Genomic DNA, 24,959 nt, shown 5'->3' on the forward strand with positions numbered 1-24,959 from the left:
CTTATTGGTTGTTTTGCGCGTCGGTAATGGTTCGCCCAGCCTCAGTTCAGGCTCTCATTCTTGACAATCACCCCCTCCCGCATGATCAGCGGCATGTGCCCGCCCTGGTGGGTCAGAAGCGACAGGTCGTCGAGTGGGTTACCGTCGATCACGATCAGATCGGCAAAGGCACCGGGGGCGACGGTTCCAATCTTGCCTTCCATCTGGCACAGCTTGGCAGCCACCGAGGTGGCGGCAGCGATGACTTCGTGGGCGGGAAGAACCCGTCCGCGAATGACGAACTCTTCCGATTGGTGGCGATGCATGTCACCGAGAAGATCGGAGCCGTAAGCCATTGGCAATCCGGCCTCCCTCATGATGGAAAGCGATTCAGTCCCGGCCGCTTGGACAACCTCGACCTTGGCGAGTGCGTCAGCCGGATAGCCATTGCTGGCTCCCTCGGCCAAGAGCTTATCGAACGTGACGAGGGTCGGAACCGCTATCGCGCCCTGGCTTGCCGCGAACCTGGCCGTTTCGGGCTGAATCAGATTGCAGTGCTCCAGGGAATGAATACCTGCCTCTGCGGCGCGTCGGATTGCGGCGTCCGTGTAAAGGTGGGCAGCCACATACGTTCCAGCGTTTTTCGCCTCCTCAACGACTGCCAGCAATTCCTCACGGGAGAAGCCAAGAAAGTGAATCGGATCCGTTGGTGAAGCGGCCCCTCCGTTCGCCATGATCTTGATGAAATCGGCGCCGCCCTTGATCTCCTCGCGGGCAGCCAGACGAATCTCGGATACGCCGTCGCAAATCCGACCCAGGGCACCGAGAGGGAAACCTGAACGGATCTCGGGGCGGCTGTTGAAGCGTCCGCGGAAATCACAGTGGCCGCCTGTTTGGCTTAGCGCCTTACCGGAAATGACGAGACGCGGGCCTAAGAAAGTCCCCTCCTCGACAGCACACTTGATCCCGAAGTCAGCGCCTCCGGCGTCACGCACGGTCGTGAAGCCTCTCATCAGCATACCTCGCAAGACGCGAGAGGATCGTGCAGCTACCAAGGAGTCCGGCAGCTCGGCATTCCGTCCGAACGACGCGCCCGCAGCAATCGTATGAACGTGGCAATCAATCAGGCCGGGCATCAGCACTTTGCCAGCGAGATCAATCGTCTGCTCCGCGGAGGCGGTGACCTCCCTACCGACGTCGCGGATCTGGCCGCCCTCGACGAGCACCTGCATGGGCTCGGTCGGCTCAGCCGCGCTGCCGTCGACAATACGGGCGTTCTTGAACAAGTAGCTAGACATGACGATACCTCAAATGGTGCGCCGGCGGGCGCAGAGAAAAGCGACGATGAGACGTTGCGCGGGGCATCACGAAGGAAACATGTCCCTCACAAAAGGAAGGCTCGGCATCATTGATGTCCCAATTCCTATCGTCATCGGACGGGTCGAACTTCATGGGACTCTCCATCAGCCTGGAAGGAAACCAGCGGGCAGAGGATCGTCCGCCTCCAGCATGAGGGTGGAAAATGCGCTGATATGAGCCATGCCACGCACCTCGGGGATCACGGCGGGTTGGCCCTCCTTGCCTTCGGCTAAGGCGATGACCTTGGCCGCGAAGGGCACACCGAGAATATTCTCGGCGCGGTAGGGTGCGCCTACCGCCAACTTGCCGCGCGCATGGAGTTGGGCCAGCCGCGCGGAGGTGCCGGTGCCGCAGGGTGAACGGTCGAACTTGTTACCGGCCAGAACCACGAGATGGCGGGCGCCACCCTCGACGGCGCGGTGGAACAGGACACTGCTGACCTGCGGTTGCTCGCCGCCTCGGCCATTGAGCGCTCCCTTGATGGCCATACCCGCGCGACACCACTGGCTGGCATGGTCGATGTCGAAGGGAAGATTGACTTGGTCGGCGTCGACCAGCGCATACACGATGCCACCATACGCGATGTCGCAGGTCACCGTGCCGAGCCCTTCGGCTTCAAGCACAATGTCGGAGGCCGCAACATAGGCCGGTACATTGCGGAGCACGACGGACGTCAGTCGGTCACCCTCAAAGGTTCCTGTCACATGAACGATGCCCGCTGGCGTCTCGATGGACATGCCGTCTTTCTCGAAGCCTGACGGCAGCGCGCCCATTGCCGCGAGACTGGCGATATAGCCGATCGTAGCATGGCCGCACATATCGGCGTAGCTATACGAGAAAACGAAGAACAGCCCCCGATCCGCCTCGCGAGAGGGCACGGGCACCGCCGCTACCATGGCCGCATGCCCACGCGGTTCGTGAAGCAGAAGCGTCCTCAAACCGTCATAATTGGCGCGGAAATCATCCCGCTGCTCGCGGACGGATTGCCCACGCAGCGGCGGGATGCCTGCCGTGACTACGCGGGTGGGGTGACCGGCCGTGTGAGAGTCAATGACGGAGAAAAGGCGGCTGGTGCGCATAGACTGAGTCTCCCTGTCGTAATGACTTATGTCAACTTGGGAATGAACTATATCAATCGCGCAAATGAACGCAAGGCTAAACTTGCGGCGTCTGCTGCCTTTATTGCACGCAATTCGGAGCGCTGGACGCCGAAGGTGCCCGACTCGCGACGACGCCACAGACCAGGGCGGTGCCATGTCGAGACGTGCGTCAATGATTGGTGGGCTGCCCTTCGTCGAGGACCGCATACCTATCCATTTGCGCACCTGGATAATTGGCAGGTCCGGCAGAATGATGTTGGGCGCGGGCGAGGGCTTCTCGTTTCAACGCTCGGCGGCGGCGCGCCAGGCCCATCAAACGCAGCGCCGCCCTTCGTAGAGCGGAGGTATGCTCGAACCTTGAGGCACGGCGCCGACGAGGTGACACCACATAGATCTGGTCATTGTTAGGTTTCAGCTCCGACCCATCAGCTCAGGCGAGAGGCCGTGATCCGCTTTCAATCCAGAAGCAACGTCTGCGTCTACATCGCACTGATCAGCGCCGCAGGAAGGAGCGAGACCAATTGGGACCGGCTCCTGTCAGTCTGAATGCCCGGGCTCTGTCGTCTCCGATGAAGGCTCAAGTCAAACCTGCATTTCGGCAATCATCTCTCCCTTTGCTAAAGGGAGAGATGATGAAGCGGATTGCGCCGCGGGCATCTGGGCGGATTGGACGTTCGCCTGTCATGCTAGCAGCGCATTCATCGATACAGTTACAATGTCTCGCACAAAGATGTCATCGCACCTGAATGTGGTTGATATCCAATTTCGGGCCTCATTGAGATCTCTGCTCAGCTCGCAAGTTTGCCATGCGGTCCAACATCAACTCTACGATTCCCAGGAGCTGACCACTAAGCTGCTCTTTATGGCGAAGTGCAATCTCTGTTACACCACCCGGCGTCGCCCTCTCCTTTTCGGCTTGTTGCGTGGATTCGCTGCTGCCGAGTGATCGGCGCACCAATTCCTTGAACACTGTGCGCTCTAGCTCACCTTTGGCCTGAATCGGAAGCTGATGAGCCTCGAGGCTGGCCTCAACCGTTCGGGAAATGGCCGACTTGAGGAGCGTGAGAAGCGGGCCAGCAAGAAGCGTCGTAAGGTCATAGAGGGCCTCTTCGTCAATCCAAGTCACCGGCCCCAGCAACTCTAACGCTGCCTTTGCTACACCTAGCCGGGGGTCATTCGAAGCCGTTGCATCCAATAATCCGACAGAAGTGATCTCTCCGCCACCTGCCGGAATGGCCGGGCTCAGCCGGATGACCAAAGCTTGTGACAGTACCTCACGGATACATTGAACGGAGGTATCTATCCCCATCGCAAATACGACGCCGTCAAAGGTACGCAATTGCTGACGCGCAGTGAGACGGAGTAGAGCTTGATTAGGAATAGCAGAAAGCAAAACGTCCGACTTTGCGACCGTCTCGAAAGAAACTACGTTGCCGTCCCCAGTGCTCGGCGGTGACGGCCGAGCGGCGCTCTCGTACCGTCGGCTCCAAAGCGGTACATTGGCCCCCTTGAACCTCAGTCGACTTTCCAGGGCCAAGCCAAGCCTTCCGGCACCTATAAGGCTTAAACTGGGGAAGCATTTGCCGCCTTCGACATCGGTTTTGGTCATTGAACAAGCCTCGATTGAACTGAGATGATGATGGACGCCTAGGCAAGTTGACGAAGGTTTCGTCGCGGCTCAGGGTTGAGCGCCTCCTTGAGGCCGTCCTTGCCGGCATTGAAAGTCGGTGGCGAGATTGTATGAGGAAGGCTCGTAGCTCGGGTTCCGCTGTCGAGGACCGAACGTTTCAGCTTTCCGGTTGCTTTGAAGCTCTCAAAAGCGACAAGGTGTCCTTCGGCGCCCGCCGGCGCGGAGGCTGGTCTAGCTCGGAGAGGTACATGTATGGCGGCATCAATGGGCGCAGATGTCGAGCAGTTCATTGAACTCTCCTTTGCCAATTTGAATTGTGTCACCTTCAAATGAACCACATTTATCGTTGGAGTTGGCGCACGACTGAAGCTCCTCCCTCCGTCGTTATCGCACGCGATAAGGAACACACGACACCCGCGGCTCCCGACCGGCGACCAGGTCGCTGATCAGGGCCGCCGTCATGGGAGCACCGCTGATGCCCATGTGGCCATGGCCGGTGGCAAACAGGATGTCGGCATGATTGGGATGCGGACCGATGATCGGCAGGCTGTCCGGCGTCGACGGCCGCACACCCATCCATTCGCTCACCTCTCCGACCGGCTTGTCGCGCAGCATGGTGCGCGCACAGGCGAGCAGCTTTTCGCATTGTCTCTTGTCGGGCGGCACGTTAGGCGCATCAAACTCGGCGATGCCGACGACGCGCAGCCCCTCGTCCAGCGGCGTGGCAACGAAGGCAGAGGCGGCGTCGGTCACGGGGCGGCTGATGGCGCCGGCAATGCCAGGCATGGTGATGTGATAGCCACGCTCGCTGGTCAGCGACAGCGAAATCCCCAGGGAACGCGCCAAGTCGCGACTGCCGATGCCGGCCGCAATGACCACCGTATCGCAGTGGTGGGGCCCGGTGCTTGTCTGTAGCGTTACTCCGTTGGGGCCGGGCTCGATCGCCTTGACCCCCGCCGTCACGACTGCAACGCCCAATGCAGCAGCCTGTTGCATGAGGCTCTCCACCAGCCCCACTGGTGAACTCACGGAACCGCTGCCGGGAAAGAAGATCCCGCGCCGGTAGTCGGGGGACAAGCCAAGCTCCAGCTCGCGCACCTGCTCGGCGTCAAGCCTCTCAAAGGCCACGCCATACCTAGTCCGTAGGTTATCCATGACACCGTCCAGCGCACCGAGCGATCCGTCGCGCCAAACATGCAAGGCACCGTTCGGCCGGAACACCCGTTTCCATTCGGTATCGCCAAGCATCTCCTGATAGAGCTTGACACAGGGGGCGTTGAGAGCGTGCAGCGCCGTATACGCAGCCTCCCAGGCCCCCGGACGGCCAGTACGCAGGAAGCGGACCAGCCATGGAAGGGTGCGTGGCAGCTCACGCGGGGCGAGGCGCACTGGACCGTTCGCGTCGGCGAGCCAGCGCAACGCGCGCCACATCACGCCGGGATAGGCCATGGGGAACGATGCGCCCACATTGTACTGGGCGCCGTTACCCCAGGAGCAGCCATGGCCGATGCGCCCCTCCTCAATGACGGTGACGCGGTGTCCTTCCCGCGCCAGCATGAGGGCGCAACTGACGCCGATGACGCCACCGCCGATGACGGCGACGGTACGCGGTTCAGCCATGGGGTATCTCCTCTCTGGGCCGGGTCACCCGATCGGTGCGGAGGACCAAGTCATCGACTAGTGTGGCCATCGTGATTTCCTGCGCCTGGGGCCAACATCTCAAGCGATTTCGACCTGTGGCCCCGCCCGTCTGTCTGCAAGGGACTCCAGGCCAACCGCGCGGTGCAGGGTTCGTTGAAGGCGGAGAATGGATCATTCTCCGCCTTCGCATGTGGACTGCCGGAATGGGACGCCGGCCGACTGTCCGCGTCTGTTACCCTGCCTTCCCTTTTGCATGTCGTTCCACACAGCGCTGCTATACCTGAAGGTGGCCGACGTACTTCTTGACAGTATAGGCCTCGAGCCCCTCGATACCGCCTTCTCGGCCCCAGCCGCTGTCACCGATGCCGCCGAAGGGGGTTTCCGGGATCGTGACAACCATTTGATTGATGCCGATGACGCCGACCGCAAGCTCCTCCGAGATGCGATTGGCGGTCGCGGCGGAGCGGGTGAAAGCATATCCGGCCAAACCATAGGGCAGCGCATTGGCTCGCGCGAGCGCCTGGTCGATGTCATCAAAGGGCTGCACCAGCGCAAGCGGGCCAAATGGCTCATGCGTCATGGCCTTCGCGTGGTCGGGCATGTCGGCCAAGATGGTCGGCCCGTACATCAGGCCCGGTGCCTTCAGGCGCTCGCCACCAGCAACAAGCCGGGCCTTGTGGGATAAGGCGTCGGAGATCAGATCGTCCATAGCGGCGACGCGGCGCGTGTTGGCGACCGGACCCACAGTGGTGCCCGCTTGTAGCCCGTCGCCCACCACCTGCTTCTCGACGAAGGCGCGAGCGTGCTCAAGGTACTCCTCGTAGGCCGGACGTTCCACGAAGAAGCGGGTCGGCGAGGTGCAGACCTGGCCGGTGTTGCGCAGCTTGATGCTCATGGAGAGTTCCGCCGCGCGCGCGATATCGGCATCCTTCGCCACGATCACCGGCGCATGGCCGCCGAGTTCCATGGTGGCCAGCGTCAGGGTCTCGCCTGCCAATCGAGCGAGGTGACGCCCCACCGGAGTCGATCCGGTGAACGAGATCTTGCGGATCACCGGGGAGCGCAGGAGATATTCAGAGACCTCCGGCGGAACGCCGAAGACCACGTTCAGCACGCCCTTGGGCAGACCGGCATCAGTGAGCGCACGCGCCATCTCCAGGGTGGTGCCAGGGGTTTCCTCGGCGGGCTTGATGATACAGGTGCAGCCAGCCGCAAGAGCAGGGGCGATCTTGCGCGCCGGCGTCACGGCCGGGAAGTTCCACGGCGTGAAGCAGGCGACGGGGCCGACCGGCTCCTGGGTGACGGTCTGGCGCATGTCGGGCAGGCGCGCCGGGATAACCCGACCATAGCTGCGCCTACCCTCTTCGGCGAACCAGTCGAAGAACTCGGCCGCAGCGGTGATCTCGCCCTTCGCTTCCGCGAGGGTCTTACCCTCCTCCAGCGTCAGCACGGTGGCAATGTGGTCGAGCCGCTGGCGCATCAGGTCGGCCGCGCGGCGCAGGATCTGGCCACGCTCATAAGGCGAGGTGCGCTTCCAGCCCTCGAAGGCCCGGCTTGCGGCCGCGAGCGCGCGGTCGAGCTCCGCCTTGCCGGCATGAGGCAGCGTGCCGAGGGGCTGTTCCGTGGCGGGATTGAGAACGGGTTCGCTTCCCGCAGCGGTTTCTTCGATCCATTCGCCGTCGATGAGGAGAGCCAGTTTGGTGTACATATCTTATCCTTGGACTGTGGAAGGTGCATTTAGACGCCAGTTAGGCGGAAGCCCGCCGGGAACGGGTCCTCTGGGTCAAGGTAATACTGGAACGAGCCGGTGATGTAGGCGCGGCCCGCAACCGTGCATTCGATGGCCTTGTAGCCACCGGTCATCTCGGCCTCGGAGACGACCGTGCCGATCATGCGGGTGGAGAGGATGCCCTCATGTGCGAAGGTATCGCCGACCTTGAGCTTCCCGGTGGCCGCGAGATAGGCCATGCGCGAGGCCGTGCCGGTGCGGCAGGGAGAGCGGTCGATCACCTGGGGCGGGCAGATGACCACGTTGCGGCCGTCGCCCTCCGGGGTCAGCGGCGGTGCAGTCAACTCGATCTGGTAGATCTCGTTGATGTGGGCCTGTTCCGGATGTTTTACCGAGACGGCCGAGAGGCCGGCGCGGATCTCGTTGGCGGCTTCGACGATGGCCCAGGCTTCCTCGGACTTCAGGGAAAGGCCGAACTGGCCTGCGTCGGCGATGAAGTAGAAATCGCCGCCGAAGGCGATGGCGCCCCTGATCGGGCCGCGGTTCGGCGTCTCGATCACGACGTCGTCCCGATAGAGGAACGAGGTCGGCATCTCCAAAGTGACCGAAACGGTTCGGCCGCGCTCCACCCTCACCCGTGCCGGCACGACGCCAGCCGGCGTGTCGAGCCTGACGATGTTTTCACCTTCCTGCGACGGCACGAGACCGGTCTCCACCGCAATGGTGGCGACGCCGATGGCACAGTGTCCGCACATAGGCGGATAGGTGTCGGGCTCCATGATCAGCATGCCGATGTCGGCGCCTTCGCTGGTGGGTTCGACCAGTACGGCAGCGCACATGTTGAAGCTCCCACGCGGCTCGAAGATCACGAGGCGACGGAACTCGTCGCGGGCCATCAACGCGGCGCGTTTCTCCACCATCGTGGTGCCGGGGAGGTAGCCCGCGCCTGAGGTCACGACGCGGATGGGGCACCCCTCGGTGTGGGCGTCGATCCCTTGGATGACGAGATTGGACCGCATGGGGCGCCCTCTCCCTTAGCCCTTGGCCCAACGGACGAGACCGGCGTCGGCGATGATCTTGGCGATGGCGGCTTTCTGCTCGTCGGCCAGCGGCAGGAGCGGCAGGCGCGGGCCACCCGCGTCACGGCCAAGCTGGCTCATCGTCTCCTTGATGGCCGCGTAATAGGCCCCGGACTGGAAGCAGCGGTAGAAGGCGAAGACGTCGCGGCCGAGGTCCTCCACCGCCTTGTCGCCGGTGAGCGCCTTGTCCCAGTAGTCGCGGATCAGGGGCCCGGCGATCTGGTGCGCCATGGCGATGACCCCATGGGCACCGACGGCGCGGGCGGGCACGATCATGGTCTCGTAGCCGACGAACACCCGGAGCCTGTCACCCACGCGCTGTACGAGCTCGTTCACTTGGGTAATGGCGCCGGAGCTGTCCTTGATGGCAACTACGGTCGGCAGGGCGGAAAGCTGTTCCACAAGCGCAGGGGTGATGTCGACGCCGGCACGGCGCGGGCTGTTGTAGAGCATCAGCGGCAGCGAGGTGTTGCGGGAGATATACTCGAAGAAGGCCACGATCTCTCGCGGGCTCGGCATGGCGTAGATGGGCGGCAGGATCATCCCGCCTGCGCAACCTGCCGCGACGGCGGACTGGCACGCTTCCAGGACGTCCTCGACCCGCAGGTCGGCCACGCCCGCCAGCACGGGCACGCGGCTCGCCGCGTGGTCGACGGCCAGCTTGTAGAGGCGGGCGCGCTCGTCCTTGGTAAGGGCATAGAATTCGCCGGTGCTGCCGGCTGCCACCACGCCCTGCGCGCCATTGGCGATCGCGTCGTCGATCAGCTCCTTGTACCGGGTCTCATTGATCGAGCCATCGGCGCCGAAGGGAGTGACGAGGACTGGGAAGATCCCGCTCCAGTTTACGCTAGCCATGATCTACATTCCTTTTGCTAGAGGTGTGGTTGAAGGTGCCGCCGCCGCAGCCACGAGGGGGCTGAGGAGACGAGCCTGTTCCGTGAAGCGGCTGACGAAGGCCGCGAGCCGCGGGTTGGTACCCGACAGCAGGAGTTCGCGTGGAGGGCCGCTGGCGGCGACCACGCCCTGGTCCATGAAGACCACCCGATCGGCCAGCTCATAGGCGAAGCCGATCTCATGCGTGACGATGACCATGGTCATGCCTTCAGCGGCGAGCTGGCGAATGGCGGAGAGCACTTCGCCCACCAGTTCGGGGTCCAGCGCCGAGGTCGGCTCGTCGAACAGCATGATAGTGGGCTGCATGGCGAGCGCACGGGCGATCGCGACGCGCTGCTGCTGGCCGCCCGACAACTGTGATGGGTATTTGTGCCCGGCGTCGGGAAGTCCCATGCGGGCGAGGAGTTCGCGCGCCCGCGCCTCGGCTGCGGCGCGGGGCTCTTTCTTCACCACGAGCGGGGCTTCGATGATGTTCTCCAGCGCGGTGCGGTGGGGGAAAAGGTTGAAGTTCTGGAACACCATGCCAGTCTTGATGCGCACGGCGCTGACTTGCGCGCTGGACAGCTTCAGCCGCCCTGCCTTCGTGTGGCGGAACAGCGGCGCGCCCTCAATGACGGCCTCGCCCTGGTCGGGCTCCAACAACAGGTTCATGCAACGGAGTAGGGAGGTCTTGCCCGAGCCGCTGGCGCCAATCAGGCAGACTACCTCGCCGCGATGCACGTCGAGATCAACGCCACGCAGCACATGCTGGGAACCGAAGGACTTCTCGATGCCGCGTACGCTCAGTACGACGTCTTCGGATGTTGCGGTCATCATACGGCCTCCTTGCGCTCGAACCGCCGCGAAAGGGCGCTGAGGGGGAACAGGATAAGGACGAAGAGAATGCCGATCACGGTATAGACCTCCATCGGCCGATAGGTGGTGCTGGAGATGTAACCTGCTTGGTAAAGGAGATCGGGGATGGTCAGCACCGAGAGCAGCGTGGTGTTCTTGAGCTGCATGATGGTCTGGCCCACCAACGGCGGTACCATGCGGCGCAGCGCCTGCGGCAGGATGATCCGCTTCATGCGCTGGATGTAGCTCATGCCCAGCACCATGGCGGCATCGGTCTGGCCACGGTCGATGGACTGGACACCGGCGCGCAGGATCTCGGCATAGAAGCCGCTGGCATAGAAGCCGAGGCCGAGGATGCCAGCCATTTCCTTGCTGATCTGGATCTGGAGGAAGATCGGCATGGCGTAGTAGGTCCACAGGAGCAGCACCAGCAGCGGGATGTTGCGGAAGAACTCCACCCAGATGCGACCGATCCAGCGCAATGGCCGCCAGGGAGTGAGCTGGAGCAGCGCCACGAAGAGGCCGATCACGAGGCCGATCGCGCAGGTATAGACGGTGTATTGCAGGGTGATGAGCAGGCCGTAGGCCAGCAGGTCCCAGTTCCTGAAGACAATGGAGGGGTCGAATTTCACGGTGCTCTCCCTCAGCCGGGATGGAAGCCGGCGGGCAGCGGATCGTCCGCTTCCAGCACGAGGGTGGAAAGGACGCTGACATGAGTCATGCCACGCACTTCGCGGCTCACGGTGGGCTGGCCGTCCTTGGCCTCAGCCGGGCACGCGACTGTGACTGCGAGGGGCACACCCAGAATGTTCTCAGCGTGGCAGGGCACAGGCCTTGGTACCGTCATGGTGGCCTGCCCGTGCGGCTCGAGTAGCAGATGCGTCCTCAATCCATCGTCCACGGCGCTGAAGTCATACCACCGGTCGTGAACGGATTGCCCGCGCCGCAGGGCAATCCCCACCCTGATCGAAGAAGTCGGGCGACCGGTGGTCTGACTGTTGATGACAGAGAAGCGACGGTTCTTGCGCATGACGGTCAGCAGTACTTGCCGGACTGGGGGACCACCTTCATGTCGATGCCGCGCTCGAGCATGTAGCGCGTGATGCGGGAGCAGGAGAGACCCAGCGAATTCTGCTGCGACATCCAGTTGGCGAGGAAGTTCGCAAAGCCCTCGTTGCCCGGCTCACGGCGGATGCCAATGGTGGAGGGATTGCGCAACACCGGCATGGGCACCACGGCCTTCCCGACGCCCTTGGAATCAAGCAGGGCGGCATCCTGGTCGGCGAGGATGATGGCGTCGACCCTGCCTGATTGAAGCTCTAGGATCGCTTGGTCGCGCGTGGGAACGACGACGATCGTGGCGTTGGGGATGACCGACTCGGCGATGACCTGCATGGTGCCACCCTTCTGCACGGCGATGCGGACTTCCTTGGTGTCCATCTCGCGCCAGGTCTTCGGTGCGTAGCCCTGACGCGCGATCAGGGCCCAGATGCCGTCGACGATGGAGCCTGGCACGTAGTCGACGACGAGACCACGACGGGGATTGGGATTCAGCGCCACTGCGAGGTCAACCTTGCCGGCCTGGAAGTCGGCGGCGAGATTGCCCCAAGTCGTCTCCACGTACTCGATCTTGACGCCGAGCAGTCCAGCAATGTCCTTGCCCCAGTCGACGAAGAAGCCACCCCATTCGCCGGTGCGCGGATCTTTGATGTAGCCCGGCTCCTCCGCAACCATGACTGGAAATTTGAGCTTCCCACTCGACTTGATGCGATCGAGCACCAGGGAGGGATCTTCGGCCCGTACTGGCACGGAAGCCGGGCCAACCAACGTCGCCGCGCCCAGGACGGCTGCAGCTATTGCGTTATACCAGCGGTTCATCGAGGTCCCCTCGGTTAGAAATGAATTATGTCATTTAGAGAATGAACCATATCAATTAAGCCCAATGACGCAAGTCAAAATTACGCACTGCTGCGCGATTTCCCATGTCGCGCGGCAAGGCACTAGATCCACGCGTTAGCAATTGGACGCGGAAACGGCCCCGCAAAACGCTAGACATTTCATCGGCTTAGTCGCTCAAACTGTACGACGGACCGTGAGCGCAAGCATGGCGCGATCCTTAACGACAGAGGTCTGTTCAGATGTGTTTGTTTTACAGGTAAATGATGACAGGGGGCGCTTCGGCCGTCGCACAAGCTGTTCAGCAAGGGTTGGATAGGCCCATGTACTGGGGGCCGAACCTACGACCGCGCGTGGAAGGTTGACTAAATCCAGGCGATGCGTGACGCATCAAGGCAGTATGACGGACACAATGGAACACGGTCGAGCTCGCGGCTCAGTATTGGCGCCTTCCTTCTGGAGGCGGCCGATTCATGCGGTACAGCGGCAGGCCATCGGTGTATTTCGCCACCGCGATCTGGGCCAAAAGCGCCTCGGTCGGGACGCCGCTTGCGATGATCCGAGCAGGAGCCGGGGCCTGGATGACGCCGTCACGGCCCTTGTAGACGTATTTGGGCCGACGCGTGACGTTCACCCGGAACTTCGCCGGCGTCACATCCAGCCGCTCGCAGACATCCTCACCGATGCGGATCCGCTCCAGCCCGTCGCAGCCCGCAGGATCGTCCGGCTCGATCACCACCTCGACCCGTTCGAGATGCGCCGCAAAGCCCTTGCGCGGGCGCGGCGCCCTCTTCGTCGGGCGTCCGCTGTCGTCTCCCTCTCGGCCTCGAGGTCGGCCACGCCGGTCTCGATCTCATCGAGCGCGAGGGCATACTGGTCGTCCGTCAGGCAATCCTTGCCGAGCCTCTCGGATCGGGTGCCGTAGCGGGCCCGCTCGAGCATCTTGACGATCCCCACCAGCCGCGCGATCCGCTCCTCGGCGCCTTGGTTCACCTGCTCAAGATGAGCATTGCGCTGTTCCAGAAGCGCCGTCTTCTCGGCCATGGCCGCACCATCGCCTTGAGCGTGTCGATATCATCGAGAAGGGCGGAATCATAGGCCGTCATTGCGCCCATCAGATCATGATCGAGGAGCCTGCCGAAGCGGCTCTCCAGCACTGATTCGTCATGCCGCAGGGACAACTATCCGACCGACTGCGGAGCCCTGACCGTCATAGAGCATCGGACGGTTAAACGGACGCATAGCCGGCGGCTTTGAGGTAATTCCAACATTCTTGCGGCTCAAACAAATCGCAGATGCTCCCGAGCGCTCGCCAGAGCGCGTCGAACGTTCGGGCCTCGGCCTTGCGCAGGTGGGCTTTGATTTTGGCGAAGGCCTGTTCAATTGGGTTCAAATCGGACGAATAAGCCGGCAAGAACAGGAACCAGGCTCCGCGTCGCTTCAGACACTGCGCGGCCTTTTCACTCTTGTGAACCGCCAGGTTGTCGAGGATCACCACGTCACCTTCGTGCAGCGTCGGCGCGAGCTGCGTCTCGATGTAAGCCTCGAACGCCAATCGAGTGATCGGGCCATCGATGATCCAGGGCGCACTCAGCTCATGACAGCGCAGCCCGGCCAGGAAGGTATGCGTTTTCCAGTGTCCAAAGGGAGCGCTCATGCGCAGCCGCTGGCCTTTGCGCGAGCGCCCCCGCAGGCGGGTCATCTTGGTGTTGACGTAGGTCTCATCCAGAAACACCAAGCGGTGCGGCTGTTGGCGCATGCGCGGCTGACGGTGGGTCTGCCAGACCCGACGCTCATCCCGGACGTCGGCGCGTGCGCACTCCGCCGCCATCAGGCATTTTTTTATATGAGAAGCCGCATCGGCACAGGAAGCGAGAGAGCATGGCGGGGGCCGCCATCACTCCGTGTTCCTCCAGCAGCCGAGCCGCGAGTTCAGGCATCGTGATGGCCGGCCTTGCCTCGACGGTCTGGATCAGGAAGCTCTCATAGGGCACCAGCTTGCCGCCTCCGGGCGGGCGACCCTGGCGGGCCGGCGCGAGGGAGCCGGACTGCCGCTGACGCTGCATCAGCTTGATGGCGAAGCTCTCGCTGACGTCAAAGTGCTCGGCTGCCGCCCGACAGGTATGGCCCGCCTCGACGAAGTCGGCCACCCGCACGCGAAGATCGAGAGAATAGCAATGACCCATGATCCACCTCCCGTCCGACGAAGTGAATCACGGATCGCGCCGGCCCAAAACCCGGGAGTCGAATTTTCAGGCCGATGCTCTAGCGTGCACCCGCGTCCAGTCAATGCCATCGACCAGGGCGAGGAGCTGAGCATGATTGAGCTGAACCAGATGCGTACCAATGCGCGGCCAGCAGAAGTGCGCCTTCTCCAAGCGCTTGCTGTAAAGGACGAGGCCGGTGCCATCCCACCAGACAATTTTGACGCGATCCGCCCGTTCGGCCCGAAAGACGTAAAGAGCGCCGCTGAAGGGATCGGATCCGGCCTCGCGCACCAGCGCCAGCACGCCGTCTGGCCCTTTGCGCAAGTCAACCGGATGGCTGGCCAGGAACACCTTCACGCCGGCCGGGATCATGCCTGACGCACCGCTCGGAGGATTCTGACCAGGTGGTTCTGGTCAACATCAGCGGCAACGCGAACCACCACGTCAGCGACAACGATCTCCATAATCGAGGCGGACGTTGGCGTGACTTCGACAAATCCGAGCCGCCGCTCCTGGGGTTCGCCTTGAACGACACCAGCCTGCATCGCCGTGCGGCGCCAGCCAAACAGTTGCGCCGGTGCAATTCCGACCTTCCGTGCAATGGCCGACGCATTGGCGCCAGGCTTAAGAATCTCCTCGATGAGAGCCGTCTTGGCCTGTGTCGACCAGCGCCGGCGGGGCCGGTCGGGAGCAACCTCCAGGCGGTTGGGGATGGCTTCCAGGACATGGAAACTTCTATCATCAGGCATAGGCGCAGACATAGAAACTGACACCGAAAGCTCCTTTTCTGTGTCAGGAAAGATCGTGTATCCCGTCATGCCGCGCCAGACGCGGTCAGCTTACCGCTTACGCGTGATCGCGCGATCCGGCCTCAGACGATCACACGCAAGAACTCGTTGTTCGCCGGCTCCGATGGCGGCGGGCGCACATGGGCGGCGATTGCCAGCCTTCTGGCCACGGCCAAAATGAACAGCGTCGATCCACATGCCTAGCTGACCCAAACTCTTGAGCGCATCGGCAACGGATGGCCCAACCGCGAGATCGACGCTCTCATGCCGTGGAATGATCGCCCTTGAACGGCGTCAGCTATGCGCTTACGATCCGCCTCAGGGAGGCGGATCTCAAGTCGAGAGAAAGTTGGTCGCCATTTATCAGCGGCCAACTTTTTTCTTGCGACGCCCAAAGATATCTCTTCCAACGGGCTAACCCATCAATTCAGATAACTCGGTAGGCAATGTCTCGCTTACTTCCCGAAGAGTCCTTTCGCTTCGGAGATCATAAAGGGGTAACGTTCACGAGTACTTGTTCCCAGAAACTTCGTGGGAACTAAGTCCCGAACAGACGGATTCAGCTCGTTTTCCAAGCCATTGATTACCGGCACGTATCCACCATTTCCGTATGCAAGCTGCGACTTCTTGTCGAGCAGATAGTTGATAAAAACCAAAGCAGCATTCGGATGCGGCGAATTTTTGAAAACGGCAGCATCAAACTGTGCAAAAATTGCGCCCTCACTTGGCACCACCCACTTTACCGGAAGTCCATCAAGCTTGAGTGCGTAAGAAAGCATATGCGGGAAGTATGCAGAATATTCACCTCTGGCGACTTGGCGCTCAGCCTCACGATTGTTTACGGTTAGATCTGGCTTGCTTTGGGCCAAGGTGATCCAAAATTGTTTACCGAATTTCTCATAGGCGGCCTCGAACAAACCTATCGCTGCACCTCCAGCTGTGGGATCGTCCATCACGACCTTGCCACGCCAATAGGGATCAAGCAGGTCAGACCACTTCTTCGGCACATGATCGGCGGAGACAAGATCAGTATTGACCAAAATACCATGCGTGAGCATCAGCGTTGGAAGCCCCTGCTTAGGCTGAACTGCAATACGAAGCTGATGTTGATTTGGAATTTCTGACGGGCTTGAGACGATGCCTTCTTCCGCGAGGCCGTCAACAACTACTTTTGCAGATTGCAAAACGTCTGCCACATATCTGCCGGCAGCTTGCTCGGATCGAATGCGGGTATTAGTTTCAGATTGCCTCGCCTGAAACCACTGTACTTTGATACCGTATTGCCGTTCAAAGTTCCGAATGATTTCTTCTTGTTCCGCCCCAGCTAATCCACCATATAATACAACCGAGCCTTCTTTTTTAGCTGCTGTGACAGTTCTTTCCCATCCCGCTTCGTCGCCTAATGCTACAGATGCGGTCAAAGCGGTTATCGCGATCGACACAAGGTATTTGATCATGTTTTCCTCCGATGATTTGTTGCAGTTTTAGATGTATCCTATGTGATTGGGGCCATGTCCCCGGTGAAAGTAGTCGGCCCAACTTGTCTTTAAAATGTGACTTCCCCTCATCTCAAAGGCTGGCCAGCGCAAAATGATCCCTAAGTCATTCAGGGTTCGTTGAAATTGAGTGAGATGAACCTGATCTTCCCGCACCTGATGGGGGATCAGTGAATTTGCTACGGAGTAGGCTGCCAGAGCGCCGACGGCCTCTCCAATGAACCACTCAATGGGATGGTGCCGGACGGACCCATTTGTTACACGCGTGGTACCGACACTCTTACAGCAAGCGGGCAGGATATTCTGCATGCGGATTGGAAGCAGCATTCCTAAAGGCAACTGATAAGGAAACGCAGGGATGTCTATCACATCACGTGTCTTAGTTGCATGTATATTTATGCGGTAACAACCTAGTCCAATGCTGTCTCGAAAGTGCTCGGCGGACGTGGCTCCTGGTCTAGCATCAAAGCCGATATGTTGCTCTAGGAGCGTAAACTGTGATTTTATGCGGCGGCCTTCTCGAAAGTAAGGTTGCTTGGCAAGCCCATCTAAGGTCCCCAGGGCGTCGCCGCGGAGTCTCAGACCTTTATAGCCATAGCCCCCGTCGTGACGAGGAGCCTCTGTTTGCAGCCAATAAAGAAACGACAGGCTTAGCTGGCGAGATTCTTCAAGTGCTACTTTGCCTTGCTCTGGGGGCACGCCAATAGCCGGTTTCAACCAGTATTCATTCTGGTAACCGCACATCACTGAGATATCGCTCTTGAGATAGCCCTCTTCAAAACTTTTTCGAGCAGCAATACGACGGAAATGCCACAAGTCCATCGACAGAGGGCTATCGGAATTTCCATCAAAGAGAGGATACACGGCAGAGGTATGCTTGTGGTGGTCAAGGACCTCGAAGCTTAGTAGCGGTCCAGGCCACAGGAGAGGCCTATATTCTCGCCAGAAATCGTACTGGGAAGGCTTGGAAATCGTGTGATCCTCACCGTTAATATAATCGACCGCGAATGGCCAGGTGAACCCCTGCTGATCTAAAGGGTCTGCTTGATCTAAAGCATGGAGTTCACCAGTTTCTGAGGCCGCTTCAGCACCAGTTACGTGTTCTATACCAGCCTTCTCTATCAGTTCTCCGGTCTCACTCGCGTCTACGAAAATTGCACCGCAAAGCTCAAACGAGTGCTCGCCACATTTGCTCACAACATCGATTGCCGTAATTCTATCCCCCGCCACATGTGCGTCCCTGATTTGATAATTGCGAAGGATCGTCAGGTTGCCGTTGAACTCGTGTGGGGCCAACATGTCATCAAATACACGCACGGCTACACGAGGATCATGGCATAAGCTCGTGATCGCGCCACGGCCAGGATTTATAGGAAATTTCCTTCCCTCAAACGAAAGCGGGAGATTGTCTAGGTAGTATTTTCTGACTCTATCTCTGAAGTTTGTGTAACTTCTAGAAATCGTTAGCGTCTCGACCCAAAGATGCTCGTCTAACGGTATACCTTGAGATGTTAATTGACCGCCAAGCCAATCCAACTCCTCAACCAGTATGACTTTGAGCCCAAGGGTGCAAGCGGAGATGGCGCAGGCAATTCCACCAAGTCCTCCACCGACAATAACCAAATCTACTTTTCTTGTTTGCACGTGTGGAAACTTCATTGAAACTCTCCTCAGGCGCTCAGCGAATTCTTTTTCAGGAGGGTTAGTTGCGCCCATCTCAGGATTACCGTTACAGTCATGACCCCGAGAGCGATGACAGCAACTTGCTCAGACTGCCCTCTAGACCAAAGCTTCAACAGAGACACGGAAAGTACCTCTGATTGTGTGGAATAAAGTAGAACGGAAGCGCTCACTTCGCGGATGATGCCAGAGAAAGCAATAACCCACCCCACAACAAACGATGGCCAAGTTAAAGCGATTAGGATCCGCCAAAGTGTACGCCACCAGCTTGCGCCGTGAACCCGTGAGCACTCTTCGATGTCGAATGAGAGTTGAGAGTAAGCAGCGCTCATTACGCTAGCCGAAATCGGAAGTCGGAGCGTGATATATGCGATCAACAATGCCCACATCGTTCCGTAAATCTGTATCGGTCCAGGCAACATCGTGAATGCCCAAAGGAAGCCGATAGCAAGGACAATGCCGGGCATGAGAAATGGCAACCAGGCTAGCAGCTCTACAGCCTTTTTACCTGGCAGCTTCGTTCTCACGGAAATATATGCAATTACCGCACTCAGAATCATAGCAGCAGTAGCGCCAGCAAATGCTAGGATAAACGTGTTTGCCGCCGCTTCATGTAGCGCTCGGTTCCTGAAGACAGCATAGTAATTTTCCATGGTTAGCATGTTGAGTTTGTAAAAACCAAAGAATTTGAAAAATGAGCCAGCTAAAAGCTGCGAGATTGGCATTACAACCGAAATCATGAAGAAGGCCATGCTGTAAGAGAAGAGTATCCACCGCCACTTACCAAGTTTACTGACAGTATAGCCAAAACCTTTCCCGGTCACAGACTGGTAGCTGCGGGTGCCGAGGATCGCCCTCTGAATCAGAATTATAAGAAATAGGGACACCATCACGAGGAAGCTAAGTGCCGTGCCGTATTGGTATTGTGGGCTAACTTCGTTGTTTAGAGCGCTATATATCTCGGTGGTGATGACGTTTACGCCACTGTTTAGGCCGAATATCAACGCTGACTCAAACGATTCGATGCTCACGATCAACGTAAGGGTCGCCGCGTTCAAAATTGCCGGAAGGGCAAGCATTAGTGTGATTTTGAACAAAGTTCGAGTTGGCGAAGCGCCCGACATACGGCTTGCCTCTTCGAAGGAAGAGTTAATATTTCGGAAGGCATCCACCAAAAGAAGGAATATAAATGGGATGCTGTGCTGCATCATGTGCCAGACAACACCTCCATATGAGTATACATTGACTATTGCAGTGTCGGAGCCAGTAATGTAACGCCAAGCTAGGTTGATGCTGCCAACTGTTGGGTTGCCCAGCATCCCCCATGCCATTGCGGTCAGGATTGGCGGAAGAAAAAATGGAAGCGAAATAAGTACTTCGAGCACGCCGCCATACGGCACGTCAGTACGAGCTATTATCCATGCAAGGGTCGTCGCAATTAGCATGGATAAAATAGTATTGATCACAGCGACCTTGATCGTTGTGAAAACCACATGCAGAGTGGAGGTGGACAGCGCACGCTCGTATCCTCCCAAATTGAACTCCCCAACAATGCCGGGCGGGGTGGAATGGATACTTCCGTAAAAAAGCATTGATAGCGGGTACACCGCTAAACCACAGAGAATGAGTATCACCAATAAAGTGCCGAAGAAGGCCAGTCTTGACGATCGATACATTGATGTTGGTCGTTGAGCTGCAAATCTCATTGATGCTCGCTTCGTCTTTGCGGGGGCGTCTCAGGCAGCGCGCGCAGCCTGCCCTACTTCATGCGGCATTGTAATCGTTTGCGCTGCGGTGGAAGATTTCGATCACTATTCCTTCGGGTCCTTTAATCAAGGCGCTCCTAACACCCAGTCTCGGAGTCCGTGGAGGTCGCAAAGACTCCACTCCTCGTTTCATTAATTCACGGTAGGTGTGATCAACGTCTTCGACCTTGAAACCCAGATGATCGATACCAGCGCCACCGCCGTTGGACTTTTTATCATCGATATGCGGAGGGGCTGCAGATATTGCGAGGCTAGCCCCTGGAAAGTGAACGTCAACCCTCAACACATCATCGGATTGCCGAGACCATACTTCGCGTCCGTTGAGATTAGATGAGAACCAGCTAGCTACGTTCGCAGGATCTGAGGTATAGATGTGTATATGATCTAAATGCATTCTAATCTCCCGATTTGGGCGTCAGCCTGAGTCGTCATGCTCTGTTCAGTCATTGCGAAAGCGGTATCGTATCCGCCGCCGCGATTAGATCTTTGGCAGCGCCCAAATCTCGCTCTGCAAGACGCCGAGTAGGATCGGGGCTCCCTCCGATGGAATGTCACGGGAGTGCAGTTCCGCGTTAATCAGGCGTTCATTGAACTGCACACTTACCGAGGAAGTTGGGCCCTTAAAGATAGAGCTTCGAACGTGGCCGCGGAGCTGACTAGTGCCAGGACGGTGCCTTGCGTCGTCACAAATCATCAGTGACTCCGGCCGTATCATTAAGGTGACTTGATCACCCACACTGCGAGCCTCCGGTGAGACGACTACGGTCTCCCATCCGTCAAGTGATACACTTAGCCTGTAGTCGCTCGTCCCGGTTTTGTCGCATTTTGTCACCGCGACCTCGAAAAAATTTGGGGTTCCAAAAAAATTCCCAACAGCGCGATTGATTGGACGGTGATAGATGTTGGCAGGGCTGTCAGACTGAATTGCTCTGCCTTCACTCATCAGCACGACGCGATCAGAAAGAGCCAACGCTTCTGCCTGATCGTGAGTGACATAAATTGTCGTGACCTTCATATTCTGTTGGAGTTTGCGCAGTTCTTCGCCCATTTGAGCTCTTAGCCGAGCGTCCAAATTACTTAATGGCTCATCGAGAAGAAGGACATCTGGAGTTGCAGCCAACGCGCGCGCAATTGCTACTCTTTGCTGTTGCCCGCCGGAGAGGGCGGTAGCCGATCGTTTTGCAAGATTGCTTAGTTCAACTTGTTCTAGGATCTCAAGGACCCGCACTTTTATTTTGTCTTTCGGCCACCGCCGAACCTGCAGCGGATAGGCGACGTTATCGAATACCGTCATATGAGGCCAAATGGCATATGACTGAAAAACCATTCCCAACCCGCGGCGTTCAGGTGGGACCCAGACCCCATTTTCGACTTCATCAACTATTCGGTTGCCAATGATAACGCGACCATGTGATGTCTGTTCGAGGCCAGCGATCATTCGTAAAGTCGTGGTTTTCCCACATCCCGAGGGGCCCAAGAGGGTAAGGAACTCGCCATCATCAACCGACAAGCTGATTTCATGTACCGCTTTGTGGGCACCGTAACTCTTGGAAACCCGGTCGATTATGACCCTCGACATCTCTATCCCTCCGACCAAGCCTCACTTTGATAGGCTAGCTACGATCTGACAGTGCCGACGCTGCTGCCTGAAGGCCACTTGAGGCAAGCTTTAGCCCAATCCCTGCAAGCCCTATCTCGATCCCGCCGATCGCTCCGATCATCATAAGGTCATTCATGTAGCCGAGGTGACCTATTCGAAAGACTTTATCCGAGAGCTTTCCGAGACCGCTTCCTAAAGGCATGTTGAATCTGTCTAAGATGTCAGTGCGAAGAGCATCGGCGCTAAAGGGATCCGGCATTTTCACTGCCGTTAAGACGTCGGACTGTTGAAGGGGGGACTGGCAAAGTATTTCGAGTCCCCACGCAGTCACCGCTGCGCGTGTCGCGCGGCCGTGCCTAGCGTGGCGCTTAAAGACATTTTGCAAACCCTCAGCCTCAAGAAGATCCAGCGCCGCCTTGAGTCCAAAGAGAAGGTTTGTAGCCGGAGTATAAGGAAATTGGCCGGTAGACTCCGTTCGTTCCATATTCTTCCAGTTGAAGTAAGACGAAGGGAAATTAGCTTTCGAAGTAGCCTCCTCCGCTTTCAAGCCGAAGGCGTTGAATGCTAAGCCCGGAGGCAGCATAAGACCTTTTTGTGAGCCAGCGACGGTGACATCCACTCCCCAGGCATCGTGTTCGTATGGGAGCGAGGCTAGCGAACTAATAGTATCTACAATTAGCAGTGCGGGATGAAATGCATCGTCGATTGCCCGGCGCACAGACCGTATGTCTGTGGTCGCGCCCGTCGATGTTTCGTTGTGGACAACACATACAGCTTTGATCGAATGCGCTGCATCCTCTTGCAGCCGGCGATGGATTACCTTTGGATCTGCTCCGGACCCCCAGTTCCCTTTCAATATCTCAGCCTTGAAGCCAAGAGAGAGCGCTAGGTCATACCAGAGGTTTGAAAAATGGCCCGTTTCGGCCATCACGACCCGATCATTCATCGAACAAACGTTCGTCAAAGCCGCTTCCCACGCGCCCGTGCCAGATGAGGGGAATATTACGACATTGTGTTTTGTGCCGAAAAGCGATTTTAGTCTTGGAAATAAGCTTGTTGCTAGACTGGCGAACTCTGGCCCTCGATGATCAATCGTAGGATTGGACATAGCTGAAAGCACCTGACGCGGTACGTTCGATGGACCTGGGATCTGTAGAAACTGCCAACCAGCCTGATAACCCATGCATTAACCCTTCCAAGTCTAATAGCGATAGCCGTTCCGTGCCCCTCATCCAACAGGCTCTTATTAGCTCTAGGCAGCCGGCACCGGGACATTGGCTCTTCAAGTAGGCTTGCGTCGGAATAAGTAGCTACTCGAACCGAGCGGCCCGACGTTATTATCGGCCGTTGTACGAATGATTAGCTCTGTGACCACGTCTTAATACCTTGAACAGGGTATCAAGTAGCTTCCCCCCATCGACTTCCATCAATAGAGATACCAGCGGTATCCAAATGTCAACGGTTTTGAATGCAAAATTCGTAATTTCGAATGACTTATCCTGCGCCTTGAATTAGATCGCCGTAGTCGATATTTTTGGAGCGTCACGTGCAGGATAAAGAACTTGAGGTAAGCAGGGAGCCACGCAGGATTGTTCGCCAGGACCTTCACTCGGAAGTCCTGTCTGCGCTACGTGAACATATTAACAGCGGCAGATTTCGGCCTGAGGAGCGATTAAATGAACGCGTCCTCTGCGACGAACTTGGGATATCACGCACGCCGCTTCGAGAGGCGTTCAAGGTGTTGGCTGCAGAGGGCTTTGTAACGCTTTTACCGAGCCGCGGAGCAATGGTAACACCGCTAAGTCGGCAGGACTTTGATGCCATCGTTGACGTCATGGCTCATCTAGAGTTGATGATTGGGAGAACGGCAACCCAAAATGCCACTGACGCGGATGCGACTTTGCTGACAAACTGGCAATCAGAAATGGAAGACTGCTTCAAAATTGCGGACCTGCGCCGTTACTTTGAGTTGAACCAGCAGATCCATTTTCATTTTGCTCACTTAAGTGCAAACTCTATCCTGGAGAGCACCTATCTTGGGTTGAATGTTAAGCTCCGACGATACCGCTATCAAGCTAATCTGAATCACGGGCGGTGGAAGACAGCGCTCGAAGAGCACAAAGAAATACTCACTGCTTTCGTGGATAAAGACGGGGAAAGATTAGGAGAATTGCTTAGGCAGCATTTATTGAATAAAGCCGCGTCCGTTCGGTCTGAATTATAGCACGTTCAGGCTTAGAAGGGTTCTCATGCAGTGCCGACTGACACGCCCCCATGAAATGGTCCGGCTGGAATGTTGATGGAGTGAAGGTTGAAGCGCTTGAGTTTGGTGGTCCAGGCCGAGCGTTAGTTTTCGCCGGCTTCTGAGCCCTGCATCTGCGGCGAAGGGCTTATCCGCACAGCATATTCCTGCGGCGTTCTGTTTCCAAGTGCCATGTGAGGACGGCTCTCATTGTAGTCCCTCCGCCAAGCCTCGATGATCCGCTTGGCTTCAGCGATGGTCTCGAACCAGTGCAGGTTCAGGCATTCGTCCCGTAAGCTGCCGTTGAAGGTCTCGATATGCGCATCGTCGGTCGGCTTGCCGGGCCGCGAGAAGTCCATCCGGGTGCCATGGTGGTAGGCCCACAGATCGACCAGGTGACCGGTGAACTCGGCGCCATTGTCGGCAAACAGGTACTGCGGTGCTCCGCGCTGACGCACCAGACGGTTCAGCACCTCCACCACGTGCTCGCCGCGCAGCCGCTGCCCCACCTCAATCGCGAGCCCCTCGCGGGTGAACACGTCCATCACCGTCAGGGCCCGGAACGTCCGGCCGGTGCTGAGCGCATCGTGGACGCAGTCGAGGCTCCAGGCCTCGTTGGGTCGCTTCGGCTGGCACCGCGCCTGCCGCTGCACCACCATCCTGCGCCGCCGCGGACGTTTGCTGCGCAGGGCCAGCCCTTCTTCTCGGTAGAGCCGGTAGACGAGATTGCGGCCGGCCGTCCAGCCCTCGCGCTTGAGCAGGATGTGGACGCGCCGGTAGCCATAGCGCACCCGCGTGCGCACGATCTCGTGCATGCGCTGGCGCAGCTCGAGACGCGGATCCCCGATCAGCGGCTTGCGCTGGGTCGAACGACACTGCGCGTCAGGGCGCAGGCCCGCCGCTCGCTGTAGCCGTGGGACGCTTGCACGTAGCGCACCACCTGCTTCAGGAGCGCGGGCCGGGGAACTTGTTTGACAGCACATCCTGCAGCACGGCCTTGTCGAGGCTGAGCTCGGCCACCATCCACTTGAGCGGGGCA

General features: G+C 58.5%; 22 protein-coding genes and 2 pseudogenes. 2 read left to right on the forward strand and 22 right to left on the reverse strand.

The features are described 5' to 3' along the window. Nucleotides 1-41: 41 nt before the first annotated feature. The 15 genes and pseudogenes from JKL46_RS20130 to JKL46_RS20200 form a co-directional block, all read right to left on the reverse strand. Entirely contained in the window at nt 42-1,277 is a 1,236-nt protein-coding gene (locus JKL46_RS20130; RefSeq protein ID WP_201836522.1) for a metal-dependent hydrolase family protein, read from the reverse strand. 165 nt (nt 1,278-1,442) lie between these two features. Continuing rightward, nucleotides 1,443-2,417 (reverse strand): proline racemase family protein, encoded by a 975-nt coding sequence (locus JKL46_RS20135; RefSeq protein ID WP_201836527.1) that lies wholly within the window; start codon nt 2,415-2,417, stop codon nt 1,443-1,445. 793 nt (nt 2,418-3,210) lie between these two features. Further along, nucleotides 3,211-4,047, reverse strand: coding sequence for a hypothetical protein (locus JKL46_RS20140; protein ID WP_201836528.1), 837 nt, complete (start codon nt 4,045-4,047; stop codon nt 3,211-3,213). 405 nt (nt 4,048-4,452) lie between these two features. After that, nucleotides 4,453-5,688, reverse strand: a complete 1,236-nt coding sequence (locus tag JKL46_RS20145; RefSeq protein ID WP_201836529.1) for an NAD(P)/FAD-dependent oxidoreductase — start codon at nt 5,686-5,688, stop codon at nt 4,453-4,455. A 295-nt stretch (nt 5,689-5,983) separates the two neighbouring features. Further along, nucleotides 5,984-7,417: an NAD-dependent succinate-semialdehyde dehydrogenase gene (locus JKL46_RS20150; RefSeq protein ID WP_201836530.1), complete on the reverse strand. Its 1,434-nt coding sequence runs from the start codon at nt 7,415-7,417 to the stop codon at nt 5,984-5,986. A gap of 29 nt (nt 7,418-7,446) precedes the next feature. Then, nucleotides 7,447-8,457, reverse strand: a complete 1,011-nt coding sequence (locus JKL46_RS20155; protein WP_201836533.1) for a proline racemase family protein — start codon at nt 8,455-8,457, stop codon at nt 7,447-7,449. A 15-nt stretch (nt 8,458-8,472) separates the two neighbouring features. After that, the gene (locus JKL46_RS20160; RefSeq protein WP_201836535.1) at nt 8,473-9,372 is read right to left on the reverse strand and encodes a dihydrodipicolinate synthase family protein; all 900 of its coding nucleotides are present in this window, start codon (nt 9,370-9,372) and stop codon (nt 8,473-8,475) included. Nucleotides 9,373-9,375: 3 nt separating this feature from the next. Next, entirely contained in the window at nt 9,376-10,224 is an 849-nt protein-coding gene (locus JKL46_RS20165; protein ID WP_201836584.1) for an amino acid ABC transporter ATP-binding protein, read from the reverse strand. Continuing rightward, the gene (locus JKL46_RS20170) at nt 10,224-10,877 is read right to left on the reverse strand and encodes an ABC transporter permease subunit (RefSeq protein WP_201836536.1); all 654 of its coding nucleotides are present in this window, start codon (nt 10,875-10,877) and stop codon (nt 10,224-10,226) included. Before JKL46_RS20170 ends, JKL46_RS20165 begins: the two co-directional genes overlap by 1 nt. 11 nt (nt 10,878-10,888) lie before the next feature. Then, a complete protein-coding gene (locus JKL46_RS20175) occupies nt 10,889-11,275 on the reverse strand; it encodes a proline racemase family protein (protein WP_201836538.1) in 387 nt (128 codons plus the stop codon). 5 nt (nt 11,276-11,280) lie between these two features. Then, the gene (locus JKL46_RS20180; RefSeq protein ID WP_201836546.1) at nt 11,281-12,123 is read right to left on the reverse strand and encodes a transporter substrate-binding domain-containing protein; all 843 of its coding nucleotides are present in this window, start codon (nt 12,121-12,123) and stop codon (nt 11,281-11,283) included. A 493-nt stretch (nt 12,124-12,616) separates the two neighbouring features. Next, a pseudogene (locus JKL46_RS20185) lies at nt 12,617-13,247 on the reverse strand (transposase domain-containing protein); the annotation flags it as partial. Nucleotides 13,248-13,369: 122 nt separating this feature from the next. After that, a protein-coding gene (locus tag JKL46_RS20190) for an IS630 family transposase (RefSeq protein WP_281399906.1) occupies nt 13,370-14,327 on the reverse strand; the annotation gives its coding sequence in 2 pieces (ribosomal slippage) (nt 13,370-13,984 and nt 13,986-14,327; 957 coding nt in all). A gap of 66 nt (nt 14,328-14,393) precedes the next feature. After that, nucleotides 14,394-14,720: an IS66 family insertion sequence element accessory protein TnpB gene (gene tnpB, locus JKL46_RS20195; protein WP_201836548.1), complete on the reverse strand. Its 327-nt coding sequence runs from the start codon at nt 14,718-14,720 to the stop codon at nt 14,394-14,396. Then, nucleotides 14,717-15,166 carry a transposase gene (locus JKL46_RS20200; protein ID WP_246529422.1) on the reverse strand — a complete coding sequence of 150 codons (450 nt, stop codon included), beginning with the start codon at nt 15,164-15,166 and terminating at the stop codon, nt 14,717-14,719. The genes tnpB and JKL46_RS20200 overlap by 4 nt, the downstream gene beginning before the upstream one ends. Before the next feature lie 36 nt (nt 15,167-15,202). Here JKL46_RS20200 and JKL46_RS20205 point away from each other — a divergent pair. Then, nucleotides 15,203-15,424 (forward strand): annotated as a pseudogene (locus tag JKL46_RS20205) (transposase domain-containing protein); the annotation flags it as partial. Nucleotides 15,425-15,591: 167 nt separating this feature from the next. On the opposite strand, the gene JKL46_RS20210 reads toward JKL46_RS20205, so the two are convergent. The 6 genes from JKL46_RS20210 to JKL46_RS20235 form a co-directional block, all read right to left on the reverse strand. Then, complete coding sequence (locus JKL46_RS20210; protein WP_201836551.1) at nt 15,592-16,593, reverse strand: ABC transporter substrate-binding protein; 1,002 nt, start codon at nt 16,591-16,593, stop codon at nt 15,592-15,594. Between the two features lie 27 nt (nt 16,594-16,620). Continuing rightward, entirely contained in the window at nt 16,621-18,291 is a 1,671-nt protein-coding gene (locus JKL46_RS20215) for an FAD-dependent oxidoreductase (protein ID WP_201836554.1), read from the reverse strand. Between the two features lie 11 nt (nt 18,292-18,302). Next, nucleotides 18,303-20,018: an ABC transporter permease gene (locus tag JKL46_RS20220; RefSeq protein ID WP_246529423.1), complete on the reverse strand. Its 1,716-nt coding sequence runs from the start codon at nt 20,016-20,018 to the stop codon at nt 18,303-18,305. Nucleotides 20,019-20,076: 58 nt separating this feature from the next. Then, entirely contained in the window at nt 20,077-20,472 is a 396-nt protein-coding gene (locus JKL46_RS36905) for a VOC family protein (protein ID WP_201836555.1), read from the reverse strand. A gap of 84 nt (nt 20,473-20,556) precedes the next feature. Continuing rightward, complete coding sequence (locus tag JKL46_RS20230; protein WP_201836557.1) at nt 20,557-21,657, reverse strand: ABC transporter ATP-binding protein; 1,101 nt, start codon at nt 21,655-21,657, stop codon at nt 20,557-20,559. 34 nt (nt 21,658-21,691) lie between these two features. Then, a complete protein-coding gene (locus JKL46_RS20235; RefSeq protein ID WP_201836559.1) occupies nt 21,692-22,861 on the reverse strand; it encodes a pyridoxal-phosphate-dependent aminotransferase family protein in 1,170 nt (389 codons plus the stop codon). Nucleotides 22,862-23,224: 363 nt separating this feature from the next. Here JKL46_RS20235 and JKL46_RS20240 point away from each other — a divergent pair, with 363 nt between their 5' ends. After that, nucleotides 23,225-23,902: an FCD domain-containing protein gene (locus JKL46_RS20240; protein WP_201836561.1), complete on the forward strand. Its 678-nt coding sequence runs from the start codon at nt 23,225-23,227 to the stop codon at nt 23,900-23,902. 122 nt (nt 23,903-24,024) lie between these two features. On the opposite strand, the gene JKL46_RS20245 is transcribed toward JKL46_RS20240, so the two are convergent. Continuing rightward, nucleotides 24,025-24,903, reverse strand: coding sequence for an IS3 family transposase (locus JKL46_RS20245; protein WP_281399907.1), 879 nt, complete (start codon nt 24,901-24,903; stop codon nt 24,025-24,027). Between the last annotated feature and the right edge of the window lie 56 nt (nt 24,904-24,959).

It is taken from the genome of Microvirga zambiensis WSM3693, assembly GCF_016735695.1.
In the GTDB taxonomy this organism is placed as follows: domain Bacteria; phylum Pseudomonadota; class Alphaproteobacteria; order Rhizobiales; family Beijerinckiaceae; genus Microvirga; species Microvirga zambiensis.

Coding starts and splice junctions, on each gene's coding strand:
- JKL46_RS20130 (WP_201836522.1), bottom strand. CDS start 1,277: ATGTCTAGCTACTTGTTCAAGAACGCCCGTATTGTCGACGGCAGCGCG.
- JKL46_RS20135 (WP_201836527.1), bottom strand. CDS start 2,417: ATGCGCACCAGCCGCCTTTTCTCCGTCATTGACTCTCACACGGCCGGT.
- JKL46_RS20140 (WP_201836528.1), bottom strand. CDS start 4,047: ATGACCAAAACCGATGTCGAAGGCGGCAAATGCTTCCCCAGTTTAAGC.
- JKL46_RS20145 (WP_201836529.1), bottom strand. CDS start 5,688: ATGGCTGAACCGCGTACCGTCGCCGTCATCGGCGGTGGCGTCATCGGC.
- JKL46_RS20150 (WP_201836530.1), bottom strand. CDS start 7,417: ATGTACACCAAACTGGCTCTCCTCATCGACGGCGAATGGATCGAAGAA.
- JKL46_RS20155 (WP_201836533.1), bottom strand. CDS start 8,457: ATGCGGTCCAATCTCGTCATCCAAGGGATCGACGCCCACACCGAGGGG.
- JKL46_RS20160 (WP_201836535.1), bottom strand. CDS start 9,372: ATGGCTAGCGTAAACTGGAGCGGGATCTTCCCAGTCCTCGTCACTCCC.
- JKL46_RS20165 (WP_201836584.1), bottom strand. CDS start 10,224: ATGACCGCAACATCCGAAGACGTCGTACTGAGCGTACGCGGCATCGAG.
- JKL46_RS20175 (WP_201836538.1), bottom strand. CDS start 11,275: ATGCGCAAGAACCGTCGCTTCTCTGTCATCAACAGTCAGACCACCGGT.
- JKL46_RS20180 (WP_201836546.1), bottom strand. CDS start 12,123: ATGAACCGCTGGTATAACGCAATAGCTGCAGCCGTCCTGGGCGCGGCG.
- tnpB (WP_201836548.1), bottom strand. CDS start 14,720: ATGATCCCGGCCGGCGTGAAGGTGTTCCTGGCCAGCCATCCGGTTGAC.
- JKL46_RS20200 (WP_246529422.1), bottom strand. CDS start 15,166: ATGACGGGATACACGATCTTTCCTGACACAGAAAAGGAGCTTTCGGTG.
- JKL46_RS20210 (WP_201836551.1), bottom strand. CDS start 16,593: ATGATCAAATACCTTGTGTCGATCGCGATAACCGCTTTGACCGCATCT.
- JKL46_RS20215 (WP_201836554.1), bottom strand. CDS start 18,291: ATGAAGTTTCCACACGTGCAAACAAGAAAAGTAGATTTGGTTATTGTC.
- JKL46_RS20220 (WP_246529423.1), bottom strand. CDS start 20,018: ATGAGATTTGCAGCTCAACGACCAACATCAATGTATCGATCGTCAAGA.
- JKL46_RS36905 (WP_201836555.1), bottom strand. CDS start 20,472: ATGCATTTAGATCATATACACATCTATACCTCAGATCCTGCGAACGTA.
- JKL46_RS20230 (WP_201836557.1), bottom strand. CDS start 21,657: ATGTCGAGGGTCATAATCGACCGGGTTTCCAAGAGTTACGGTGCCCAC.
- JKL46_RS20235 (WP_201836559.1), bottom strand. CDS start 22,861: ATGGGTTATCAGGCTGGTTGGCAGTTTCTACAGATCCCAGGTCCATCG.
- JKL46_RS20245 (WP_281399907.1), bottom strand. CDS start 24,903: ATGTGCTGTCAAACAAGTTCCCCGGCCCGCGCTCCTGAAGCAGGTGGT.